12 protein-coding genes and 1 tRNA gene are annotated in these 18996 nt (G+C 61.1%); 8 read left to right on the top strand and 5 right to left on the bottom strand.

Translation table 11 applies throughout. From position 1 onward, the window contains the following. Positions 1-356 precede the first annotated feature (356 nt). Positions 357-1394 (top strand): alcohol dehydrogenase catalytic domain-containing protein, encoded by a 1038-nt coding sequence (locus BN2664_RS01725; RefSeq protein WP_007000500.1) that lies wholly within the window; start codon positions 357-359, stop codon positions 1392-1394. A gap of 73 nt (positions 1395-1467) precedes the next feature. Here BN2664_RS01725 and BN2664_RS01720 read toward each other — a convergent pair. Then, positions 1468-1540 (bottom strand) — tRNA-Arg (locus BN2664_RS01720). Positions 1541-1692: 152 nt separating this feature from the next. Between BN2664_RS01720 and BN2664_RS01715 the strand changes: the two genes are divergently transcribed. The 4 genes from BN2664_RS01715 to ettA all read left to right on the top strand — a co-directional run bounded on the left by BN2664_RS01715 (position 1693) and on the right by ettA (position 7321). Then, positions 1693-3234 (top strand): GTPase domain-containing protein, encoded by a 1542-nt coding sequence (locus BN2664_RS01715; protein ID WP_058120597.1) that lies wholly within the window; start codon positions 1693-1695, stop codon positions 3232-3234. 76 nt (positions 3235-3310) lie between these two features. Next, positions 3311-4789, top strand: a complete 1479-nt coding sequence (locus BN2664_RS01710) for a GTPase (protein WP_007000498.1) — start codon at positions 3311-3313, stop codon at positions 4787-4789. Positions 4790-4967: 178 nt separating this feature from the next. Further along, positions 4968-5519: a single-stranded DNA-binding protein gene (locus BN2664_RS01705; protein WP_007000497.1), complete on the top strand. Its 552-nt coding sequence runs from the start codon at positions 4968-4970 to the stop codon at positions 5517-5519. A 122-nt stretch (positions 5520-5641) separates the two neighbouring features. Beyond that, entirely contained in the window at positions 5642-7321 is a 1680-nt protein-coding gene (gene ettA, locus BN2664_RS01700) for an energy-dependent translational throttle protein EttA (protein ID WP_007000495.1), read from the top strand. A gap of 99 nt (positions 7322-7420) precedes the next feature. Here the strand turns inward: ettA and BN2664_RS01695 are convergent, their stop codons facing one another. Further along, the gene (locus BN2664_RS01695) at positions 7421-8353 is read right to left on the bottom strand and encodes an acyl-CoA thioesterase (protein WP_007000494.1); all 933 of its coding nucleotides are present in this window, start codon (positions 8351-8353) and stop codon (positions 7421-7423) included. 300 nt (positions 8354-8653) lie between these two features. Between BN2664_RS01695 and malQ the strand changes: the two genes are divergently transcribed. After that, the gene (gene malQ / locus BN2664_RS01690) at positions 8654-10807 is read left to right on the top strand and encodes a 4-alpha-glucanotransferase (RefSeq protein WP_007000493.1); all 2154 of its coding nucleotides are present in this window, start codon (positions 8654-8656) and stop codon (positions 10805-10807) included. Positions 10808-10904: 97 nt separating this feature from the next. Here the strand turns inward: malQ and pepN are convergent, their stop codons facing one another. Next, a complete protein-coding gene (gene pepN / locus BN2664_RS01685; protein ID WP_058120596.1) occupies positions 10905-13463 on the bottom strand; it encodes an aminopeptidase N in 2559 nt (852 codons plus the stop codon). Positions 13464-13722: 259 nt separating this feature from the next. On the opposite strand from pepN, the gene BN2664_RS01680 reads away from it, so the two are divergent. After that, complete coding sequence (locus tag BN2664_RS01680; RefSeq protein WP_007000491.1) at positions 13723-14319, top strand: mycothiol-dependent nitroreductase Rv2466c family protein; 597 nt, start codon at positions 13723-13725, stop codon at positions 14317-14319. Positions 14320-14386: 67 nt separating this feature from the next. On the opposite strand, the gene BN2664_RS01675 is transcribed toward BN2664_RS01680, so the two are convergent. Further along, positions 14387-14827, bottom strand: a complete 441-nt coding sequence (locus BN2664_RS01675; RefSeq protein ID WP_007000490.1) for an HNH endonuclease signature motif containing protein — start codon at positions 14825-14827, stop codon at positions 14387-14389. Between the two features lie 213 nt (positions 14828-15040). On the opposite strand from BN2664_RS01675, the gene BN2664_RS09420 reads away from it, so the two are divergent. Further along, a complete protein-coding gene (locus BN2664_RS09420; RefSeq protein WP_269431461.1) occupies positions 15041-15169 on the top strand; it encodes a hypothetical protein in 129 nt (42 codons plus the stop codon). 1311 nt (positions 15170-16480) lie between these two features. On the opposite strand, the gene BN2664_RS01665 is transcribed toward BN2664_RS09420, so the two are convergent. After that, positions 16481-18952 (bottom strand): LacI family DNA-binding transcriptional regulator, encoded by a 2472-nt coding sequence (locus tag BN2664_RS01665; protein ID WP_007000488.1) that lies wholly within the window; start codon positions 18950-18952, stop codon positions 16481-16483. Between the last annotated feature and the right edge of the window lie 44 nt (positions 18953-18996).

Raw genomic sequence — 18996 nt, 5'->3', positions numbered from 1 at the left:
CACGCGTTCTATTGTACGCGGCGGTTCCGACACTGGTTTGGCTGGCCGACTGGTGCCCGTGACCGGCGAGCCGGCGGGCGCGGCTTGGGCTGGCACGCATAGGCCTGGCCGGCGGGCGCCTGCTACCGGCGAGCCGCCCAGTGCCGAAGAAGTTCCTAAGGAACTGGTTAATTAAGCGAACGGCATTAGTTTATGGCCGTTCGACCGTGGTATAACGGATATGTCCGAGATCACAAAGGCGTGAGCTCGGGCTTTAGCTGTTCGGGCGTTAGCAGTTCGGGTCAACCGGCGTAGCGACGCTTGGCCGGTGAAGCTCGGGCGAAGAAGGTGCGACGTCGCACCGGAATGGAGACACATTGCGCGCGGTAACTTTCTATGAAAAAGACAAGGTTGAACTCGTTGAAAAGCCGGTGCCGGAGATTGCCGGCGATGAGATCCTGCTGAAAATTCGGGGCGCCGGTCTGTGCCGTTCGGATTTTGACATTATCGCCATGGGGGAGGGTCCGTGCAGCGGCTACACCCTCGGGCACGAGGGCGCGGGAATCGTCGAGAAAATCGGAGATGAGGTCGAAGGCTGGGAAGTGGGTGAGGCGGCGGTTGTGGCCCTGGTGCTCAGCTGCGGGCACTGCTGCGAGTGCCAGCGCGGGCGCGATAATTACTGCGAGTTCGCCTATCCGCGCGGTCGCATGGCTCCGCGTTCTCCCGGAATCGCGTTCGACGGCGCCATGGCTGATTACATGGCGGTGAAGGCCTACCACCTGGTTCATCTTGGGGGTATTGATCCCGTCGATGCCGCGCCGCTGGCCGACGCCGCCGTCACGCCAATGCACGCGATCAACACGGTTCGCCACCGCCTGACGGCTGATTCTTACGTGGCCATTTCTGGCTTGGGCGGTCTGGGGCATATTGGCTTGCAAATCGTTGCCGCCACCACGGGCGCGACGATCATCGCGCTGGATACTGCGGACGAAAAGATCAAATTTGCCGCGGAGCATGGAGCTGACTACGCAATAAAATCCGATGCGCAGGCCGCGGACAAGATTCTCGAGATCACCCAGGGCAAGGGCGTAGACGTCTATTTGGATTTCGTGGGCGTGCAACCGACGGTCGACCTGGCCCTCAAGGTGATTCGCAACGGCGGTGCAATCCGTTTCGTTGGCCTGGGCGGGGGCCGTTTCAACTATATCGCCGGCAACGAAAAGCAATTCCCGTGGGGCGTGGAAATCTATCAAGGCTACGGCGGCACCATGGCCGATCTGCGGCAGGTGGTAGCCCTTGCTGCGCAAGGAAAGATCACGGTAGACACCGTTCATTACCCGCTCGATGACGTCGTTCAGGCTTTCGATGACCTCCGCGAAGGAAAGATCGCGGGTCGGACGGTGCTGGTGCCGTAACGCCAGCGAGCATTGTGCCGTCAGCAACGCGGGGCAGGCGCGCCAGCGCCGGCCTGCCGCGCGCTACGAAAAGCGCCCTCGAAAGGATTCGAACCTTCGACCAACGGATTAGAAGTCCGGTGCTCTATCCACTGAGCTACGAGGGCAACGAGGGTAAATCTTACTCCGTGGCCCGCGCGTGGTCAGTAATGCAATGCATGGAGTGAACCACGGACGCCACCGAGAACGATCGGGTAATAATCTACCCAAAGAATTGCTGGCGCGCGCAAGAACTACCAATTTGCGCCACAATAGAGGGGTGATTACCCAACGTGAGTTCGCCAAATTAGTGGAGAGGACGATCTCGGCGCTCGAGGGCGCTCGGCTCCCGCTAGCTATGCCGGGCGCGGCCGAAATGAGCGAAGCAAGAGTTCAGCTTCTGACCCAGCTTCGCACCCGCGTGCTTCCGAAACTGCGCCAGCGGGAAACGCCGGCCGTGATCGTCTTCGGAGGTTCGTCGGGTGCGGGTAAGTCAACACTGTTTAATTCCTTGCTGGGTGAGGAGCTGTCCGAGGCCTCGGTGCTACGTCCCACCACCCGCACGCCGGTAATCGCTGTTCACCCGGACGATGAGTCAGCCGTGCGTGAGCACGCGCTGTTGGAGATGGGAAAGGTCGTTGTTACCGAGGGTGTTCCGCGCGGAACTATTGTGATTGATGCGCCGGATTTGGACTCCATTGACGCGGATAATCGCGAGGTATCGCGGCGTCTTTTGGATGCGGCTGACCTGTGGATTTTTGTGACGACGGCGGCGCGCTACGGCGATTCTATTGCCTGGGATATTTTGACTGAGGCAAGCCGGCGGGGAACCACCATCGCCGTCGTTCTTAATCGTGTTGGCGAAAAGGCTTTGGAGAATATTCGCCTTGACCTGGTAGGGCGCCTGGAAGAAGCGGGATTGGGAAATTCCCCGCTACTGGCCGTGGCAGACGCTGGCCCGCACGAGGGAATTCTGTCCGCCAGTTACGTCGAAGAGCTACGCGAATTGTTCACCACAATCGGGGGCGCGGGGTACGGCCAGGCACTGGTCGACCGCTCGAACGCTTCGATGTTTCCGCAGATTGGAAACACGCTCGAGGAGCTTTCCGCGGCGGTGGAAACTCAGGCGCTGATGGTCGATTCCCTGCGCGAAGCGGCTCAAGAAGCGGCGCGAGCCACCCGCGAACAGCTGGTCTCTTTGGCGAGTCACGGCCGCTTTGGGCAGGGCGCGCCGACCACGGCCTGGATTTCCCACGCCTCAGCCGGGGGAGCCCTGGCGCCCGTGGCCGGAAAAAACGCCCCCGGTTTTTTGCAACGGCGCCGTACCGCGCAGCGGGATGTCGCGGTAGCGGAAGTAAACCAGGGCATTGTGAAGGCTATCCGCACCGCGCTGAGCCGGGCACTTATTTCGGCATCGAGTGACATCACCTCGGCCTGGCGCGGCGGAGTCGCGGACACCACCCAAGTTATTGCCGATGCCGAGCAGCGAATTAGTTTTGAGTCGACGACGCGGGCGGCCCTCGGCCGTTGGGACGTGGCCCTGCGGGATCTGGCTCGCCGCCATGGCGTCGCTTGGTTTAGCGACGAGGGGACTGCCGCACTGTTTGGCGCGGCGGCCGGGGGCGTGAGCGGCGCCGTCGCGCTCACAAATGAGGCAACCGAGGGCCAAGTGGTGCGCACCGGTAGAGAGCGCCTGGCGCAGATTTTAGGTGAGGCAATTGACGAGGTCGTGGAAGGTTTTTGCGCCGCCTTGGGTACGGTAAGCATTGGTAACGGGCGGGAGTTGCGGCTGCGCGCGGCAGAATTCAAGCGCAGGTTTTAGCAGTCTGGCGGCGGCTGGCGCCCGCGCCCGCGCGGCGGTCTCGCGGCGAGTGCAAAGCAGGAGATAGGGGAGAGTCATGGGGGAAAAAGAGCAGGAACAGCGCGCGGCTGAGGCATTCGGCGCGGCTGAGCCCGGCGAGCACGCGCCGGTAGCGGACCTCGCGCGCGCGATCGGGGAAGCAATCGAGGTCGCGGGCGATCGCGCCGATCCTTTCGCCTCCGAGCGCGCCCGCCGCGAATTGGCGAGCGTGCAAGAGCGGCTCGATGCGGGGATGGGGCTCACCGTTGCCGCGCTCGCGGGCGGAACCGGCTCCGGGAAATCCACCATGTTCAACGCCCTCACCGGTTTGGAGTTTTCCGAAACCGGCGATATTCGGCCAACGAGCATGGATATCACCGCCTGCATTTGGAGCGCCGAGGCCGAATCGATTTTGCGGGTGATGGGTGTGAACCCGCGCCGCGCCATCACTCACGACTCAATCCTCACTCCCGATGACCACGGCATCAGTTCCCTGGTCCTACTCGATTTACCGGATCACGATTCGGTGGCGGCCTCGAATTCCGCTCAGGTAAACCGCGTTCTCCCCCTCGTTGACCTGCTGATTTGGGTTCTCGACCCGCAAAAATACGCCGATAATTTGATCCATGCCTCCTATATATCGGCGATGAAAAGCCGCCAGGATCGCATGATCGTCCTGCTCAATCAGGTAGATACGTTGCCGGCCGCACGGGTGGGCGACGTCGTCGAAGATGTGAAGCGCCTGCTTGCGGAAGACGGTTTGGGTGGCGTCCCTGTGTACGCCACCTCCGGGCTCAAGCGCGTCGGGCTGGAGCAGATTTGGGCGGAAATGCGCCGCGCCTCTCAGCGTACAGACAGCGCACTTGGCACCGCCGCGGCCGAGCTCGAAGCCGTGCGAGCGCGATTGGCAAAGGGCTACGAAGAGCCGCCGGTGCAGGTGAGCGAGGAAAACCGCGCGGAAGTGGCCAATAGCCTATACTCCGCATCGGGTATTCCGGCGATTACGGCCGCGCTGAGCGATCCGCGCGAGCGAGCGGTAGCGCGCCCGGAGCAACCCGCCCTATCGATGATTACAGCCGAACGCGAGTCGTGGATTGCCTACGCGCGAGCGGGTCTGCCGGCGCGCTGGCAAGAAGCGCTGACGGAGGAGATCCCGCCCGCGGACCACATTCGCCGCGCGGCCGGCACCGCTCTACGCGCTGTTCCCATCACGAAGCCGAGCCGCGCGCTACCTTTTGTGCTCTTGGCGCTCGGAGTGGTGGCGTTGATCGCGGGCGTGGGCTTGCCGCTCGCCGGAATTCTGCGCGTCCCCTGGTATGCCGGGCTTGCCGGTGGAGTGGTTATCTGCGCCGCGTTCTTCGCGGTTGCGTGGTGGTCCGCGCGCCGGAATGCTCGGCGCGGTGCTCAGCGGTACGACGACACCGTTCGCGGTGCCTTGCGCAAGGTGGTGACCCAGGAATTCGCCGAGCCTACGGAGCGAATCCTGGGGGCCTACCGTAAGGTGCGCGAGGCTTTGGGCGCCGGCATGGCTGGCTAGTGCCCGGCTGCGCCGGCGAGCGCGCGGCTGCGTGTCCACAGATCGGTTCGCGTCGCTCCTATCCACAGGTTGCGCGCGGTGGCCAAAGCGCGCCGCAAAAACCCGGCATCCTCAAATCTGTGACTCACAAATATGTGAGCGCTCCACAAAGCGAAGAGCTAGAGATGAGGAGAAAACCGTGTCCAATGAAACGTATGTAACCATCAAGGGGTTCGCGGGTGCGGATCCAATTATTTTCAAGAATGAAACGTCTTCGGACGTGACCCAAGTGTCGGTAGGCGTGACGCCCAGCTTTTGGGATCGGGAAAAGCAGGAGTATCGCGACGGCGCCACCACTTGGTACGAGGTGCGCGCTCGCGGTGTGCTGGGGAAGAACATGGCGGACTCGTGCCGGCGGGGAACCCCGCTGCTGGTGCGAGGTCGGCTCACCACGCGCGAATGGACCGCGAGTGAGGATGAGAAATCCACTCCGCGCACCCGCCTGGTAATCGTGGCTGACTCGGTGGGAGTCGAGCTCTCGCTGGGGACGGCCAGCTATGCGAAGGTGCGCCGCGGGGAAGAAGACCTCGGATCCCTCAACTCGATCGTCGGCCTACGAGCAGGCGAAACCGGGCCCGAGGATTCCCAGTTCGCCGTCGGGCAGGAGGAAGGTGCCCCCGCGGAAGCGGAGCAACACGACGGGGCACCGGCGGCGGATATGTGGGAAATAAAGGAGCCGCAGGAGGTGTGACATGAGTTCAGCCGCGGATGCTTCTAGCGACTTTCAGGCCGTCTCCCTGTATGCTGTTACGGGGCCGAAATCCCTAATTATCGCGGATTTTGGAAAATACGACTGACATGAGCTGAGGAAACGTGGCTGAATTTATTTACCAGATGATCCATGCCTCCAAGCGCGTGGGGGACAAGGTGATCCTCGACGACGTCACGATGGCTTTCTATCCGGGCGCGAAGATCGGCATGGTGGGTCCGAATGGGGCCGGAAAATCGACCATTTTGAAGATTATGGCCGGCTTGGACGAGCCGTCCAATGGCGAAGCGCGCCTTTCGCCCGGCTACACCGTGGGAATTTTGCAGCAGGAGCCGCCGCTCGATGAGGACAAAACCGTCCTCGAAAACGTGCAGCTGGGCCGCCAGGACATCATTGACAAGATTCATCGCTTCAATGACATCAGTGAACAAATGGCTGATCCCGACGCCGATTTTGAGGCGCTGATGGAAGAGATGGGCAAGCTCCAGGCCGAAATTGACGCGGCGAATGCGTGGGATTTGGATTCGCAGCTTGCTCAGGCGATGGAGGCTTTGCGGTGCCCGCCGGCCGATACTCCGGTAAGCGTGCTATCCGGTGGCGAACGCCGTCGCGTGGCGCTGTGCCGGCTTCTGCTTGAAGAACCGGATCTGCTTCTGCTCGACGAACCGACCAACCATTTGGACGCCGAGTCGGTGGACTGGTTGGAAAAGCATTTGCGGACCTACCCCGGCGCGGTGATCGCCGTAACTCACGACCGCTACTTCCTCGACAATCTTTCCGAGTGGATTGCTGAGGTCGATCGCGGCCGGCTCTACCCCTATGAGGGCAACTACTCCACCTACCTTGAAAAGAAGCAGGAACGCCTGGAGGTTCAGGGTAAGAAGGACGCCAAGCTCAAGAAGCGCCTGAAGGACGAACTCGAGTGGGTGCGGTCCTCGGCCAAGGGGCGCCAGGCCAAGTCTCGCGCGCGTCTGGATCGTTACGAAGAAATGGCGGCGGAGGCTGAGCGCACCCGCAAGCTTGATTTCGAAGAGATTCAGATTCCGCCGGGGCCCCGCATGGGCACCCTGGTGCTGGAGGCGAAGGATCTGCAGAAGGGATTCGGCGATCGCAAACTCATCGACGGCCTGTCCTTCTCGCTTCCACGCAACGGCATCGTCGGCATTATCGGCCCCAACGGCGTCGGAAAAACGACCCTGTTCAAGACGATTGTGGGGCTCGAACCGCTCGACGGCGGAGAGCTCAAGATTGGCGAAACCGTCAAGATCTCCTACGTTGATCAGAACCGGGCCGGCATTGATCCGGATAAGACGCTCTGGGAGGTCGTCTCTGACGGGCTCGATTACATCCAGGTCGGCGGAGTTGAAATGCCCTCGCGCGCCTACGTTTCTGCCTTCGGGTTCAAGGGGCCCGACCAGCAGAAGAAGGCGGGAGTGCTTTCGGGCGGCGAGCGTAACCGACTCAACCTGGCGCTGACCCTCAAGCAGGGCGGAAACCTGCTCCTGCTGGACGAACCGACCAACGATTTGGACGTGGAGACCCTGGGATCCCTGGAAAATGCGCTTCTGCAGTTCCCGGGTTGCGCGGTGGTTATTACGCACGACCGCTGGTTCCTGGACCGCGTGGCCACCCACATTCTGGCGTGGGAGGGCACCGACGAAGATCCGGCCCAGTGGTACTGGTTCGAGGGCAACTTCCAGGGCTACGAGAAGAATAAGGTGGAACGCCTGGGCGAGGCGGCGCTGGCTCCCGGAGCCGGAACGCATCGCAAGCTCACGCGATAACTAGCTACTGGGGTCCGTCAACTTTGGCGGGCCCCAAGCTTTGCCCGGCGCAGTTTGCGCCGGCGAGCGGCGCGCGTAGCGTGCGAGCGCGCTAGCCGCCTACTCGACGGTTTGCCGATGCCCGCTTTCCTTACGCACGCGAACCATTCCCTCTTGCATCATCGTCGCCACATGCTTTTGGTCCTGGAAGAAGCGTGCCTGCACTAGCGCGCGGCCATTTTGCGCGGAGAGGCATTCCATATCGACCAGAATCCAGTCAGAAATGTCGAAGTTGCGGTGCCACCAGATGGAGTGGTCGAGGGTAGCGATCGAAGAAATCGGCGACATCCAGGAAAGCCCGAGGGCTCGCAGGGCCGGTTCGAGCATGAACTGATCTGCCGAATATCCCAGCACCGCTCGCTGCAGGGTGCGGCTGGAATTTTCCGGCATGGGCGAGCGCGTGCGGAGCCAGAGATACTGGTGTGGCGAGCGCTCCGCGGATGGCTTCATGTAAACCATTCCGTCCACGTGCCGCAGGTCTAAGGCGTTGGTGGAGCTCATAATGTGGCCGTAGTCGTTGTCGATTGCGGCGAAGAAATCTACCGACGAGGGAACGTCTTCCGGCGGCGTGACGTTCTCCGGCTGAGACTCACCGAAGGAAGGGCCAGGCTGGCGGAGCTGGAAGGAAACTCGGGCGGAGAAAATGATTTCATCGCCCTGGTGCGCCACCACGTTTCGGGTTGAGAACGATCGACCGTCATTGAGGTCCTCAAGCCGAAAATCGATGGGCTTGCGCAGATCGCCCGGCCGCAAAAACGCGCCGGTGATGGAATGAGCCAGCCGAACGTCCGGATCCAGGCCCAGCGTCTTATTGACGTGGTCCGTAGCGGCTACGGTCGCCTGCCCCAAAACTTGCCCGCCGTAGACGCGACCGGTCAGCTGGACCAGGCTTACTCCGCGGTAAGTCTTTTCTCCCGTCCGCTCAAGCCGGAGATTATTCAAGATACTCGCCAGAGGTTCGGTGTCGGTCTCCGGGATGTCAATGCGCTCCACGCTCGTTCCTTTCCGTGCGATTGCGCGCTACCGCGCGAGCATGTAGCTCTATGCTAACCGCCCGGCGCGCGGAGCCACCGCCTCAAAGCAAGATGTTCGCCGCGCGGGCAAGCAGCGGAGCGTCAGCGCTGGCGCTCCGGCGCGCCAGCGCCCCTCCAGCTCGAGCGCGGGCGAATGCCGGCCATTTATGAAAACACACTGAAAAGAGGTGAAAATTTGCTATTGCTTTGGGCCGCTACCATATATTCTGTTAGCTAGCGTTACCACACGTAATCGCGCGCGATTTCAACAGGAGGGCACATGGCAGAGAAGCCAACGCGGGACCTTCTCAACCGACTCGCAGATGCATATCACGTCTCGTCTGCGTATTGGAGCTTCGGTGGAGAGCACATCACGGTCGAAGATGACACCTTGATCCGTGTCCTCGCGGCCATGGGCGTCGATGCTTCGACGGAAGAGGCAGCGCAGTCGGCGCTCGCGGATGCCCAGCTCGGCCCGTGGCGCCAGGTTCTCGATGACACGACCGTGGTTCGCGAGGGTGCCGGAGCCGTTATTCAGTTGCATGTGCCCCACGGCGCGGGGGTCGACGTCGACGTCGAACTTGAAAACGGGGAAGTACGCGCGGTTAACCAAACCGACGACTTTACTTTGCCGCAGCTCGTGGACGGGCGCCTCATCGGGCAGGCGTCGTTCGTGATTCCGCAGGATCTTCCCCTCGGCTACCACCGGCTCCGCGCGCGCGTGAGTCCGCCGGGCGAAGACCGGGCGGAGGAACATTCCGGAATGCTCATTGTGGTTCCGCAGCGCATGCCGTCACCTGCCGAGCGCGGCGTGGATGGCTGGGGCGTGATGGCGCAGCTTTACTCGGTTCGTTCTCGCGAATCCTGGGGTATTGGCGATCTGGCCGACCTGGCCGAACTTGGTTCGCTTTTTGGATCGCTGGGCGCTCAGTTCGTGCAGGTCAATCCGCTCCACGCGGCCCAGCCGGAGCCGCCGCTCGAGCCCTCGCCATATCTGCCGGTATCTCGCCGCTTCTTCAACCCGATGTACATTCGCCCGGAGGATATCCGCGAGGTCGCCTACATGGATTCGGGGCGCCGGTCGCTTCTGAACTGGGCCGGGGAGCCGGCGAAGAAGCAGTCGCTGAATAACTCCTTCCTTGATCGCGACGCTTCCTGGATTGCCAAAAAGCGTGCTCTGCAGGTTATTTTCGAGGAGCCGCGTAGCGCGGCCCGCCAGCGCGCATTTGACCGATATCGTGAGCGCGAGGGCAAGGGCCTGGAAAACTTTGCTCTTTGGTGCGCGCTGTTCGAAAAGTACGGTGAGGATTTCCCGGAGGGACTCGAAAGCCCTGACACCTCCCAGGCGCTCGCGGCGCTGGAGGAGCTTTCTGACTCCGTGAACTTCTACGCTTGGATGCAGTGGGTACTCGACGAGCAACTATCAGCGGCGCAGCGCGAATCAATTAGCTCAGGTATGCGCATTGGAATTGTGCACGATCTGGCGGTGGGCGTGAACCCGAAGGGCGCTGACGTGTGGAGCTTGCCCGAGGCCTTTGCGCACGGCGTGACGGTGGGCGCCCCGCCGGATATGTATAACCAGCTGGGCCAGAACTGGAGCCAGCCGCCATTCAACCCGGCCGAGCTTTCGAAGCTGCACTACGCGCCCATCCGCAACATGGCCCGCACAGTATTGCGCCATGCCGGCGGTCTACGAGTGGATCACGTTATGGGATTCTTCCGTCTGTGGTGGATTCCCGAGGGGGAGAAGCCCACCGAGGGAACCTACGTCTACTACAACCACGAGGCGATGATCGGTGTGCTGATGCTCGAGGCCCAGCGCGCCGGGGCCCTCCTTATCGGCGAAGACCTGGGCAACGTGGAGCCGTGGGTGCGCGATTTCCTCGCGGAGCGCGGGCTTTTCGGCACTTCGGTGGTGCTCTTCGAGAAGAACGGCGAAGATTTCCGGGCTCCGCACGAGTATCGCGCGAACACCCTCGTCACCGTGGACACCCACGATCTGCCGCCGCTTGCCGGATACCTCGCGGGCGAACACGTGGATCTGCGCGATATGCTGGGCATTCTCACCGAGCCGGCCGAGCAAGTGCGCGCCGACTGGGAACGCGAGATGGAGCATCTGCGCGCGTGCCTGCGTAGCGAGGGCCTGCTGGAGGACAACGGCGCCGAGCCCACCGAACGCGAAATCATTGAAGCAATGCACGCCTTCATGGCGCGCACGCCCGGTGAGTTGCAGTCGATCGCACTGGTCGACGCCGTTGGGGAGCGCCGGGTGCAAAACCAGCCCGGAACGAATAAGGAATACCCGAACTGGAAGGTCCCGCTCGCCGATGGCACCGAGCAGCCGGTGCTTATCGATGATCTGGCGGATAACCCCCGCATGCTGTCGCTCTTTGATCGATATAAGGCGGAGCGTAGCGCCGCGCGTGGCGAGTAGCGCCAAGCTCAATTAGATAAAGCGGAAGGCCGGTGAGCAGATCTCCTGCTCACCGGCCTTCCGCTGTGCTTAAGCCCTCGCGCCTGGCGACGGGCCCTTACGCCTCGCGCCGGGCGTCTACCTTCTGGTTGCGCACCGCGCGCCTGGTCTGGTCAACCACCTCGGAAACGAGGCGCTTGGCGGCGGGTGCCGCCTCTGCCTCAGCCATCCACTTTTCGCCCGCGGCCAGGAGGTCTACTCCCAGGTCAGTGCGGCCAGCGAGCTTGCTGGGGTAGGCGTAGCCGAGCATATTGGAGGCAATTTCGACGGAATTGTCTTCCCACATGCGAGCGGCCTCAGCGAAGTACTTTTCCACGTAGGGAACCAGGAGCTCCGGCTTCTTGGTGCGGAAACCAAGCGCCAGGTTGCGCTGGCGAGTATTCGACTGTGGGTGCAGGATTTCCTGCCAGGCCGCCTCGGTATCTTCTTCGGTTGCCAGCGCACCTTCCGCGGTGGCCTTACCAATCTGGCCATACGAGGACTGGTCGCGCTCAAATTCGGCGTCGATCTCGGCGCGCGAAATGCGCCCGGCGGCCGCCAGCGCGGCGAGAATATCCCAGCGCACGGCCTGGTCGATCTCGTAGCCTTCGGGAACATTCGTCCCTTCCAGCCAGCCGGCGATCTGATCGAGCTGCTCGGCGCTCGTGACCAGCGGGATCACCGAGTCGAGGATCTGCTTTTGCGAATCCGAACCGGCCTTGGCCGCGTAGCCAATCTCCAGAAGCTCGCCGGCCACGCGGGTGGCGAATTCCTCGCGCGTTGCCGGATCAGAGTAGCTTCCCACCGCGCTGGAAACCGTGCTGAGCAGGTAGCGCAAAACGGTGCCGTTGGGCTCGTCCTCAATAGCAGTCACCGCGATATCCGCGTAAGCGTGCGCATCGAGTTCGCCGTCCTGCACCATATCCCAGGCAGAGAACACGAAGATCGCCCGCTGCAGGCCATCGTCGAAGGCGTCGAGGTGATCGACCCCGGCCGCGAAGGAGCGCGGGTCAAAGCGTAGCTTGGCGTAGCCCCAGTCGCCGTCGTTCAGGAGAATGAAATCGGGCTCGCTACCCTCGAGTTCGGGAACGCGGGTGCGCTCGCCCTCCACGTCCACGTCCGCGCGAGCAATTGGCTTGAAGGTGCCGTCGTTGAGCTGGAAAGCGGTGACCGTCAGGCGGTGCGGGCGCAACGAAGAGTTCGCGTCGTTGCTCTGCACCAGCTCGAAGCGGGCAACCTCGCAACCCTCGAAAGTGACGTCCGCGGTCAGCGTATTGACGCCGGCTTCCTGCAACCAAAGCTTAGTCCAGGAGCTCAGGTCGCGCCCGGAGGAGACCTCCAGTTCGGCCAGCAGGTCGCCGAGGGTGGCGTTACCCCACTTGTTCTTCTCGATGTAGCTACGCACGCCGGCCAGGAATTCCTCCAGACCCACGTAGTTCACGAGTTGCTTGAGCACGCTCGCGCCCTTGCCGTAGGTGATGCCGTCGAAGTTCACCAAAACGTCTTCCAAATCGCGAATATTCGCCGCGATGGGGTGGGTGGACGGAAGCTGATCCTGCTTGATCGCCCAGGTCTTCTCCGAGGCGAGGAAAGTGGTCCACGCATCGGTCCAGCGAGTGTTGTTCGCGGCGGCCAGGTGGCTCATGAACTCCGCGAAGGACTCGTTGAGCCACAGGTCATCCCACCACTTCATGGTGACCAAGTCGCCGAACCACATGTGGGCCAGCTCGTGCAAAATCGTGATCGCGCGGCGGTCTACCATGGCGGCGGTGGGGCGGGTGCGCCAGACGTATGTTTCCACAATCGTCACCAGGCCCGCGTTTTCCATCGCGCCCGCGTTGTATTCGGGGGCGAAGACCTGGTCGTACTTGGAGAAGGGGTAGGGGTGGCCGTAGTTGGCCTCGAAGTATTCAAAGCCCCGGCGCGTGGTATCGAAAATATCGTCCGCGTCCAGGTACTGCGCCAGTGACTTGCGCGCGTAAACGCCGAAGGGGATCTCGCGGCCATCCGAAGAGATATACGGCTCGCCCTGTACGCCCTCGTAGGGGCCGGCGACGAGCGCGGTGATGTAAGTCGAAATCGGCTCGGAGGGCGGGAAGGCCCAACGAGCGACGCCGTCGCGCCCCTCAAGCGGGTCGGGCTGCGGGGTTTTGGCGTTGGAAAGCACCGTCCAGGTGGCGGGCGCGTCGATGGTGAACTCGAAAGTTGCCTTCAAGTCCGGCTGCTCGAAGTTCGCGTACACGCGCCGCGCATCGCCCACCTCAAACTGCGAGTAGAGGTAGACCTCGCCGTCGGCCGGGTCCACGTAGCGATGCAGGCCCTCACCGGTGTGCGAGTAGAGCTGGGTGGATTCCACACGCAGGGTGTTGTGCTCGGCGAGGCCTTCAAGCGGGAAGCGCGAATCCGCGTAGGCGGCCGGGTCAAGCTCCGTGCCGTTGAGGGTCACCTTCTCCACCGACTGCGCGATCAGATCGAAGAACGTTGAGGCGCTCTCTTTCGCGTCGAAGTCGATTTCGGTAATTGCCGTGAACGTCTCCTCGGACCCCGTAGCGAGGTCCAGGTGGATGCGGTAGGCGTTGGTCGCCACGACTTGCGCGCGCTCCGCCGCCTCTTCACGGGTCAAGTTTGTGCCCGGCATAGATGTCCTTTCGTTACGTTGTTCGCAGTATCTTTTACGACGACGCCGTAGCCACGCTACGCAACAGCCGCGCAACCGTCATGCGCTAGACACGCGCTAGCCACACTGCGGAGGGCTGTACTGAGCCGCGAAGCTTGCAGGAAGCCGCTACGGGAAATGCCGCAAAAAATGGCCCGAGTTTCGGGTCGAAAATATACATCGGAAGTCTACTCGGAAATAACTTGCGCTTCAGGCGGTGGATGTGTGAAAAACTAGGGCTATGAGCACAACAGTTGATTTTTGGTTCGATGCGGCTTGCCCGTGGACGTGGATTACCGCCCGGTGGGTGACCGAAGTTTCCGAGGCGCGCGATTTCGAGGTGCGCTGGCACCCGTTTTCGCTTTCGATCCTCAATGAAGGCAACACCGAGTGGCTGGAGTCCCATCACGGTGGGGATCTGATCCGTTCGGTGGCGCAGATCGCCATGAAGATCGCCGACCAAGAAGGCAACGAAAAGCTTGACGAGTTCTATACCAACTTTGGCAACGCTGTACACCCGGGCGGTCGCATTTTCGGTATCGAGGTAGCCGCCGAGGTCCTTGAGGCAATGGGCCTAGGTGAGGGTTACGGTAACGACGCCGATGAGTGGGACGACGCCCTGCGCGAGTCCACCGAGCAAGCCCTTAAGCTGGTGGGTAATGAGGTGGGTGTGCCGATTATCGCCATCGATGGTGCGGCTTTCTTTGGCCCGGTCCTTTCCCCGGCCCCGCATGGAGACGCGGCTTTGCAGGCCTGGGATGCCTGCGTGGCTTTGGCCAAGACCCCCGGCTTCTACGAGCTCAAGCGCTCGCGGGATACCGGCCCGCTATTCGCCTAAGGCGGCGGACGCCAGCAGCGTTGGCCGCGCTGAAGCTAGCCGCCAACCCAGCTAGCCGCTACCCCCGTCACACATGCGTCGCGATAAGTCCCTGCTCGTCGTTTTCGAAAAGAATCCCTTTCTCGTGGATGTGGATTCGGACGTGCTTCGTATGCACGTAGCGGTGGTGGCGCCAGCAGAGGCAGACCGCGTTATTTAGATCGGTGTTCCCATGGCAGCTCTCACACTCCTGCGCATGATGGACGTCGCAGGTCTGGTAAGTGTCGGTGCAACCGGGGAAGGTGCAGCCGCCGTCGCGTGCGAGCACCGCATTCTTTTGGTCGTCCGAATAGAGCTGGCTAGCCCGTTCGGCGTCGAGCACGGTGCTCGCTCCGGCGAACACAGTTCGAATAATGCGCGAATCGCACAACAGGTGTCTAAGTTGCGAGGGTAGTAGCGGCGTGCCATGACCAAGCATGGTCGGTTCATACCCGGCCATAGCTTCGGCCGCGGGATCATCCCAGATCACGCTTCTTAGCTTTCCAAGTAAGGCGTGCGACTCGGCGGTGGGCCGTCGAGGCGCCGGCGACCAGGCCAAAAGCTACCCTGCCGGGTGTTCTGCGCGCGGAGTTGGATAAGGTCGGAGTGCCCGCGTGCGCGGCGCTGGGATAGCGTGCGGCGGTCATCCTTCGCTTTGCGGTCCGTAATGCAATTGGACCAGGCGTTGATGTGGTGGCCGTCGATGTCGTCGAAACTGCCGCTGATCCGCCAGCCTGTCCCGTATTTGGCCGCGAAGAAATTCAAACTCGAGACTGGGGTTACGCAAGCCGCGTGCCTTTCCATGGTCGCGGGTATGGTCTCTATCGCCTAGGCACGCATCGCTTTTCCGACGGCCTCCGGGGTAATCGATTGTTTAGTGAGGCCGAGGAGTGCGTTTTCTTCCTCGGGGTGAGGGCTTAGTGATTTCGTAATTGTTGCACCTTCGAGATCCGGGTCTTTAGCACGTCAATGAATCGGGGGGGGGAATCTCCCCGTTCTTGTCCGCCTCGCCGAATTGGGGAAAGTCGACGGCGGTTTGCGCCCTGTCCAAGGCGCCGCGTGCACTGAGGCTCGATTCGCCATGATTCTCGAGCAAATCCTGCGGGTTTGCGAACATAACGGGATTGGTGAATCGGGGCGGGAAAAGTTCAGCGCCGCCGGGATCCGGCTCCCCGTCCTTTTCTCGAGCGTGTTTGCGTTCTTCGGCGATTTTTCGAGCCTTAGCGCGCGTCCGCTTCTCCCAGCCAGGACATCTCGATTCCCTGCAGCGCGTTGCAACGGGACGTTACGCCTGAGATAAGGCGCTCCAGCTTGCCGTTATTTACCTCGGTGATGGGCAATGCGCGCAGTTGTGTAGTAGTTGTGTCCAGCGCTGAAAAAAGATCCGTTACATTTGGTTTGAGATGCTCGATGGATTTTCGCTCCGTAGCGCTAGATGCGACGGTATTTGAATGGTCTAGCGAGAATTGAGGCGTAATTATTTGCTTGTTATGCTTTGGTTCGCATTATTGGGACACGGGGAGTGTCATCATTTCACCTCTTTTCAGTGTAAACATCGCATAAGCTCTTGTATAGGTTGAAATATTCTTATTCGGGGTGCGTATATAGCGTGTAATGAAGTTTAGTATTGCCATAAGCGTTATGACCGTCAAATAATCGAAACAAGTGGCGGTTGATTGTGTCGCCCTTTGAAAGCAAGTCGGGCGCTTTTTCGCATTATTAAACGCGCTTTACCTCACTGGACGTTCTACCGGTCAAGTTTTAGCGTTTGTCGACCACGCCGACTCTTCCAGCATGGAGAACTCATCGACATCACCGCGGGTAAATGGCAGAGCAGTGGGCGCTGGGAACCAAAAAAGTTCCCGGCGCCCACTGGCTAAAAATACGGACAGAGGCGAGCTGGTGAAGTAACGCGTGTTTGCTAAGCAATATGCCACGGCGAGCGGTGCCGGCTCGGCGGTTTTACATGGCCAGCATGGTAGCTTGTCTGTGGCGAGCGGCGCGGGCCCGGCCGCGCAATGATAACGACCGGCATGCCCGGGCCACTATGCAGGCTCGGCCACGGCCGGCCCGGCAGGCCTCGCGGTTACGCCGCCCGGTCCGCGCGCGTAATCCCGCGCGGTTGCCAAGCGGCCCGGCCGCCCTATTCCACCTCGCCGGCAAACCTCACGGCGTTAGCACGCCGCGCTCCGTCGTCGTCGAACGCTGAAAGCGCGAAAGCCTGAACCTTCACGTTTTCGGAGGTCGTCAGTTTGAGAGAACCCTTGGGGTAAACGCGTTGCGTCACCGACGGACCGGCACCGAAGAACTCAACGATGGAACCATCGACCCACAACGATGCCTGGCCGGTAACAGTCAATCGAACCAGGTCCTCGCCTGTCTGCGTATCTGAAAGTTGTACGGTGCCTTCACCCGTGAGGTCGGCCGAGAAGGGAATATCAATATGTGTGAGTTCTCGTAAACCGCGTTCGCGAAGCTTATAGATTTCCGGAGCGGGGCGCATATGAACTCGACCATCCGTCATAACCACTTCTCGCGGGAAGGTTAGGGCGCCGTTGTATCCGGACTCGTCGATTTCTTGATCGGAGCGTTCGGCGCCTTCCCAGGTCCAACCCCAGGCAAGAACTCGATCGTCGTCCAGCTTGCACTGGGGAGCATAGAAATCGGCGCCGCGATCAAAGCTGCCGCCATCCGAGGGAATGAATTGTGGATAACCAGCGGAAAGGTCGAGGTCGCCGACCAGGTACGCAACGCCGGTGAGATGATCCATGAGGGTTTCCGCCTCCACCCACAGAGACAGAATAAGTACCCATTTGTTTCCGACGGGCACGAGTTGCGGGCACTCCCAAATCGAGGCGTGCGCGTGGACGGACGCAATTGCGTCGTCGCCCTTGAGAAGCGTGCCGAGGAACTTCCAGTTCTTCCAGTCGCTGGCGTCGTAAACGAAAACTGCGGGCGTTCCATCGTCGAAACCACCGCCGTGGATGGCCAGTGTTTTCCCATCGTGTTCGAACACAAACGGGTCGCGCATTGCGCGCACGTTTTCGATAGGTGGCATTTCCGCGACGACGGCGGTGCGCTCCCAGCGTGAGCCATCTGCCAGTTGCTCCGCGAGAATCGTAACGGAAGGGCCATCCTGGCGCGTGACACCTGTATAGAGAAGCGACGAGATTCCCTCGTGAATGAGGCCAATACCGGACCAGCATCCGGCGGAGTCCTCCTTGCCCGAACGCGGGCGGAGCGCAATTGGCTGCTCGACCCAGTTGACGAGATCTTTGGAGGTCATGTGTCCCCAGGTGATCTGATTGTGCCAGGGTGCTTCAGGGTTGTGCTGGTAAAACATGTGCCAAGTGTCTCCCACGCGGTGGAATCCGTTGGGGTCGTTCACCCATCCGAAGCGCGGACGAATGTGAAGGCCGGGGAAATAGCGGTCGGGGAATTGGGAATTTGTCATGGGTATCTCCTTCGATACTCGATGGGGGATGGTGTGTTTTCTATCTGTGAGATTCCAACCGGCGGCACGGCGTCCGTGCGCGGAGGTTGTAAGGACGACGTCGTCGTAATCATTAGTTAGGTAGGGCTCGGACAATTTGGTATGGGATTCCAGCGCTCGAGCGGAAATTCCGCTTTGCTTACCCGCAATGAATACGGGCAAAACAGTTTCAGTTTTCCGCTGGGTGGACGCGCTTTGCCCAATCTGGCTACGCAGGAGTGCGATTGCTCGATCGGCGATACGATCCGTAGCCGGAATCGCGCGGACAAATTGTTCAGGGGTTGGAAGAAACTTAGGTGCGTCGTCGAAAACGGCGACCTTTACGTCGTAACCAACAATCAACCCGAGGTGGGCGGCCGCCGCGAGCGCGCTTCGGGCAAAAGCTGAACTTCCTAGCACCAGGCCGTCCCCACTATCCGAGAGAGCCCGCATGAGATTCCTGGTGAGGCGTGTTTCCGACGGGGTTCCGGCCAGGAGCTGGCCGCGCCCGACCCTTTTCCCTTCCAGGGCATGCGCACGTTCAAAACCGCGCATCTGCTCCGAACCCGCCGCAATATGACGATCGGGAAAAACGAGAACGGGATGACCAGTGCCCGAGCGGAGCAGGGTTTGGGTAATGATTTGAATAGCTCCGGCGCGGTCGGGAGCAATTTGATGGGCAAGGGTTCCCCGGTCAACTACTCCAACAACCACGAATGGGATTCCGCTTTGGCGTAAGAGGCGGAGACTGTGCCGGCGCCACCCCCTGACGGGGCTGATGGCGATGGAGTCAACGTGCTGGGCAAGGAGCGTGCGCACGGCTCGCTCCTCGCCGGGTATGGAAGCGAGTGAATCGGCCATAATTGGTTCGAATCCTTCGTCTTCCGCCGCGCGCATAACTTCCAACAGTTGAGCCAAGCCACCTGAATTCTCAAGAATCGAGCCAACGATTCCCAGCGAGGGGCGCGCCCCCGCACGGAGCGAACGAATCGTGCGTGGCGCCTCGTAATTGAGCTTTTGGATAGCGTCAATTACTGCCTCTCGGGTCGACTGCTTTACACGCCGTGTCCCGTTGAGAACATGCGAGACGGTCGAGATTGAGACTTGAGCCTCTCGAGCAACGTCAGCCATGGTTGTTTTCATGATTTATATTCCTCTGAAGAGACTACTAAAGATTCAGGTGCGGA

It is taken from the genome of Actinobaculum massiliense, from assembly GCF_001457435.1.
GTDB classification, from domain to species: domain Bacteria; phylum Actinomycetota; class Actinomycetes; order Actinomycetales; family Actinomycetaceae; genus Actinobaculum; species Actinobaculum massiliense.
This window is presented reverse-complemented; position numbering and strand designations above follow the sequence as displayed.